Source organism: Brevundimonas sp., from assembly GCF_041688735.1.
GTDB lineage: Bacteria > Pseudomonadota > Alphaproteobacteria > Caulobacterales > Caulobacteraceae > Brevundimonas.
The window spans coordinates 1-4681 of sequence record NZ_JBDNHO010000067.1 but is presented as its reverse complement, the minus strand read 5'-3'; the positions used below and the strand labels follow the sequence as shown (position 1 = coordinate 4681).

The following is a 4681-nucleotide window of genomic DNA, read 5'->3' as shown; positions in this document are numbered from 1 at the left end:
GGTTGTAGATCGTCTTGTGCGGCCCGTAGTCCCTGGGTGCATCGCGCCAACGAAGGCCGTTCCTGATGACGAAGATGATCCCGCTCAGCACCCGCTTGTCGTCCACTCGTGGAATGCCGTGCGACAGCGGGAAATATGGCGTGATCCGACGCATCTGCTTGTTCGTCAGCCAAAACAGATCACTCATGACAGGCTCCTCCTGCCACCAGTGAATCAGATCGCCACGACCGTGTGAATCCCTTTAATGGGTCCTGAGCCTAGGGCACGCGCCCCGCAACCAGCACATTCTGCACACTCCGCCCCATGGGATCGCGCGATTGCCATTTTTCGCCGACGCCAGCCTCGATCAGCGAGGTGCAGAAGCGGGGCACCAGCACATATAGCGAAATCGGTCTTGATGGACGCAGTCCATCAAGGCTCAGATTTCGCTCCAGCATGATTCTGGACCATTTTTTGGATTCAGGTCGATTCGACCTGAAGCAAAAGTGGTCTAGGGCCGGATGTTGGTCAGGCAAACCCGGTTTCCGCTGACCGTCCAGCGCGCCTCCAGTGTGCGGCCGTCCGAGAAATGGGCCACGTAGGTGCCGTCGGGATTGAACCAGTGTTTGACCCAGCCCCCGTCCGGGTAACGCGACACCACAGTATTGCCGAAGGCGAAATCCATATCGGCTCGAACGGAACCGGCCGTCAAACAAGCGACCGCAAGGGTCGCGACGCAAAGCGTACGCAGCATACTGGTCCCTCAACCATCCCGATGGGGACTATTAAAAAACGCTTGACCGATACCAACCCCCGCCGTGGCTGACCCCCGAATAGTTGACTCTGGCGTGCGGGCTTCTATATGCGGCCTACGTTCGGGACAGGACTGGCGAATTCGCGCCGCCCGCTCGCCCACAGACAGGGCGGTTCCGCGACATCACGCGACGACCCGATGCGCGGGACGTCCTTTTCCAGTCCCAAGGACTCATGACAGAATTCTCCCAGTTGGGCCTGTCGGCCATGACCCTGCAAGCGGTCGCCGACACCGGTTACACGACCGCCACCCCGATCCAGGCCCAGGCCATCCCGGTCGCCCTGGCAGGACGCGACGTCCTCGGCATCGCCCAGACGGGCACGGGCAAGACCGCAGCTTTCACCCTGCCCCTGGTCGAGCGCCTGTCGGCGGGTCGCGCCCGCGCCCGCATGCCGCGCGCCCTGGTGCTGGCCCCGACCCGCGAACTGGCCGATCAGGTCGCCGAAAGCTTCGCCAAATACGCCAAGGGCACCAAGCTGACGTGGGTGCTGCTGATCGGCGGCGTCTCGATGGGCGACCAGGTCGCGGCCTTGAACAAGGGCGTCGACGTGTTGATCGCCACGCCCGGTCGACTGATCGACCTGTTCGAACGCGGCAAGATGATGCTGAACGGCGTCGAGATCATGGTCGTCGACGAAGCCGACCGCATGCTCGACATGGGCTTCATCCCGGACATCGAGAAGATCTTCAAACTGACGCCGCCCAAGCGCCAGACCTTGTTCTTCTCGGCGACCATGCCGCCCGAGATCACACGTCTGACGACCCAGTTCCTCAAGGACCCGACCCGTATCGAGGCCTCGCGCCCCGCCTCGACGGCGGAGACCATCACCCAGTATCTGGTCCGCATCCCGTCCAGCGACCCAAAGATGAAGCGCGCCGCCCTGCGCGCCCTGATCGGCCGGGCCGATGTCAAGAACGGCATCGTCTTCTGCAATCGCAAATCCGAAGTGGACGTCGTCGCCAAGTCCCTCAAGCAGCACGGCTTCAACGCCGCGCCGATCCACGGCGACCTGGACCAGTCCCTGCGCACCAAGACGCTGGCGTCCTTCCGCTCCGGCGAGCTGATGCTGCTGGTGGCGTCCGACGTCGCCGCGCGTGGCCTCGACATCCCCGACGTCAGCCACGTCTTCAACTACGACGTCTCGTACCACGCCGACGACTACGTCCACCGCATCGGGCGCACGGGACGCGCCGGCAAGCTGGGACAGACCTTCATGATCGTGACGCCGGGCGACGAGCGTTCACTCGACAAGGTCCTGAAGCTGATCAAGATGGACCCCGAAGAGCTCGTGTTGGACAGCTCCGACCTGGGCAGTGGCGGTCGTGAGCAGCCGCGCCGCGAAGCCGAAAATTCGGTCAAGCCGGCTCGAGGCCGCAACGGCCGCGGCCGTAGCGATAAACCCGCCGAAACCGCAGCTCAGGTCGCGACGGAAGCGACCCCCGCTCCCGTTGAGGTCGAGGCCCCGGCCCAAGCCCCGACCCAGGCCCCGGCCGAAGCACCTCCGGCCACCCGGTCGCGCAGCCGCCGCGCCTCGAAGCCGAAGCCGCCCGCCACCGAAATCGCGCCCACCGCTCCGGTCGCCGCCTCACCCACCCCGCCACTCGCGGATGAACCTGCCGCCGTCGTCGAACGTCCGGCCCAGGAAGCGCATCTGCGGCAATCGGACCGTCGCGGTGATCGCGCCGAACCCGAAGCGCTACGCTCGAACGGCCGCCCCTTCGGCGAGGGCGACGTCCCCGCCTTCCTGCGCCGGCCCATTTCGCGCAAGGCCTGAAAAATCGGCGTTTGGGCGATCAGGTTTAACCGGCCGTTACCGAACGCCGGTTAGCGTATCGAACTGAGGCGGTCCCCAAGGGCGTTCCGCCGGGGAACTCAGAATGTCGACACCGTTCGAGTCCATGCTTCGCGGCCCTGACGCCTATGCCATGGCGCGTCGGGCGCTGGAGGAGATGGAGGCAGCGTCTCTTTGGCCGACGCCACTCAATTTCGAACTGTGGCTGCACTATCTCGCCGAACCCGAAGGCGCGCTGGCCCGCGAGATGAAGCGCCTGCTGTCGACGGGCGATCCGTTCACCGAGGCCACTTCGGACCTGCTCGCCGCAGAATACCTGCCGCGTGGCCGAATGACCGAGGAAATCAGAGACGCCGGCCGCGTCCTCGACCGCGAGCTGTCCAGCGTGACCGAAGCCATCTCGCGGGCACACCGGTCCAACGCCGACTACGGCCGCACCCTCGAGGGCGCTGCTACCCAGATGGCCAGCGCGGATGACGCGCCGCAGCTCAAGAGCATCGTCGCCGGCCTGACGCGCGCCACCCGCCGGGTCCAGACCGAGAACGAGTCCCTCGAGAAAAAGCTGGAAGTCTCCACCGGCGAGGTCGCCCGCCTGCGTGAACACCTCCAGCAGGTCCGTCGGGACTCCATGACCGATGGCCTGACCAACCTGGCGAACCGAAAGGCCTTCGATGAGCACCTGGCTTCGGCCTGCAGCGACGCGGAGACCCAGTGCGAGCGTTTGGCCCTCGCCGTCCTCGACATCGATCACTTCAAGCGGTTCAACGATACCTGGGGCCACCAGACGGGCGATCTGGTCCTGCGCTACGTCGCCAGCGTCATGGGTCGCGTCGCTGCGGATCCCCGCATCGCGGCCCGCTACGGCGGCGAGGAGTTCGCCCTTATCTTCCCCCGCGAAAGTCTGGGACAGGTCGAGACCGCGCTTGAAATGGTTCGCAAGGAAATCGCGTCACGACAGTTGCGCCGCCGCTCGACCAACGACGACCTGGGCACGGTGACGATCTCGGCGGGCTTCGCCGTCCGTCGCGCCGGCGAGACCGCGTCCAGCCTGCTCGAGCGGGCCGACACAGCCCTTTATGCGTCCAAGCACGCCGGGCGCAACCGGGTCACCTTCGCGGATAGCCTGGACCAGGCCGCCTGAGGCCTTGGCTCGACGCCAATTGGCGGCATAGTCGCCCGATGCGCAGCTTCGCCTTCGCCCTCGCCTACTGGTCGCTCTCCATCGTCTACGCTTCGGCAGCAGCCTTCGCCGCCCTGGCTCCGGGCCGCGCGGCGACCGGCTGGATCATTCGTCGCTACGTCAAGCGCATGGTCCAGGCCATGCGTCTGCTGGCCGGAATTCGTATCCAGGTGCGCGGCCGCGAACGCCTTCCCACCGGCGGCTTCATCATCGCCTCGAAACATCAGAGCTGGGGCGACGGCTTCGCCACCTACGACCAGTTCGACGATCTCGCCTTCGTCACCGGCGACCATCTGGAGAAGTTTCCGCTGCTCGGCACAGTGTTGAGGAAGCTGGGGGCCATCGTCGTCAACAGCTGTGGCGGGCGCGAAGCGCGCGACTCCCTCAAGCAGCGCGGGGCCGACGCCCACGCCGAAGGCCGCAAGATTCTGATCTATCCTGAAGGCAATCTGGCCAGGATCGGAGAGAAGTTCCGCTACCGCTCGGGCGTCTGGCACATGTACCGTGACTTCGCCATGCCGGTGGTACCGCTGGCCACCAACCTCGGCCTGTTCTGGCCGCAGGACACCTATCGAAAGACCCAGGGCATGGCGACGCTGGAGTTCCTCGATCCCATTCCCACAGGGCTGGGCAAGGAGGAGTTTCTGGCCCGGCTGGAGACGGCGGTCGAAGGCAGGACGGCCGAGCTGATCGCGGAGGCCACCGGCAACGCGGCCGTGCCCGCCATCCTGGTGCGGGCACCGGATGAGATCGCCCGCACCGCCCGGGTCGCAGTCTAGGCTCAGGACCCATTAAAGGGATTCACACGGTCGTGGCGATCTGATTCACTGGTGGCAGGAGGAGCCTGTCATGAGTGATCTGTTTTGGCTGACGAACAAGCAGATGCGTCGGATCAAGCCATATTTCCCGCTGTCG

5 protein-coding genes are annotated in these 4681 nt (G+C 65.3%); 3 read left to right on the top strand and 2 right to left on the bottom strand.

Annotated features, from left to right (window positions below; genetic code table 11):
- The coding region (locus ACESMO_RS07330) for a transposase (RefSeq protein ID WP_372707504.1) at positions 1-187 on the bottom strand (187 nt) is incomplete at its 3' end.
- Positions 188-490: 303 nt separating this feature from the next.
- Complete coding sequence (locus ACESMO_RS07325) at positions 491-664, bottom strand: hypothetical protein (protein WP_372707503.1); 174 nt, start codon at positions 662-664, stop codon at positions 491-493.
- 302 nt (positions 665-966) lie between these two features.
- Between ACESMO_RS07325 and ACESMO_RS07320 the strand changes: the two genes are divergently transcribed.
- The 3 genes from ACESMO_RS07320 to ACESMO_RS07310 all read left to right on the top strand — a co-directional run bounded on the left by ACESMO_RS07320 (position 967) and on the right by ACESMO_RS07310 (position 4545).
- Complete coding sequence (locus tag ACESMO_RS07320) at positions 967-2568, top strand: DEAD/DEAH box helicase (protein WP_372707502.1); 1602 nt, start codon at positions 967-969, stop codon at positions 2566-2568.
- A gap of 103 nt (positions 2569-2671) precedes the next feature.
- A complete protein-coding gene (locus ACESMO_RS07315) occupies positions 2672-3727 on the top strand; it encodes a diguanylate cyclase domain-containing protein (protein ID WP_372707501.1) in 1056 nt (351 codons plus the stop codon).
- 38 nt (positions 3728-3765) lie between these two features.
- Positions 3766-4545, top strand: a complete 780-nt coding sequence (locus tag ACESMO_RS07310; RefSeq protein WP_372707500.1) for a lysophospholipid acyltransferase family protein — start codon at positions 3766-3768, stop codon at positions 4543-4545.
- Positions 4546-4681 lie beyond the last annotated feature (136 nt).

Coding starts and splice junctions, on each gene's coding strand:
- ACESMO_RS07325 (WP_372707503.1), bottom strand. CDS start 664: ATGGATTTCGCCTTCGGCAATACTGTGGTGTCGCGTTACCCGGACGGG.
- ACESMO_RS07315 (WP_372707501.1), top strand. CDS start 2,672: ATGTCGACACCGTTCGAGTCCATGCTTCGCGGCCCTGACGCCTATGCC.
- ACESMO_RS07320 (WP_372707502.1), top strand. CDS start 967: ATGACAGAATTCTCCCAGTTGGGCCTGTCGGCCATGACCCTGCAAGCG.
- ACESMO_RS07310 (WP_372707500.1), top strand. CDS start 3,766: ATGCGCAGCTTCGCCTTCGCCCTCGCCTACTGGTCGCTCTCCATCGTC.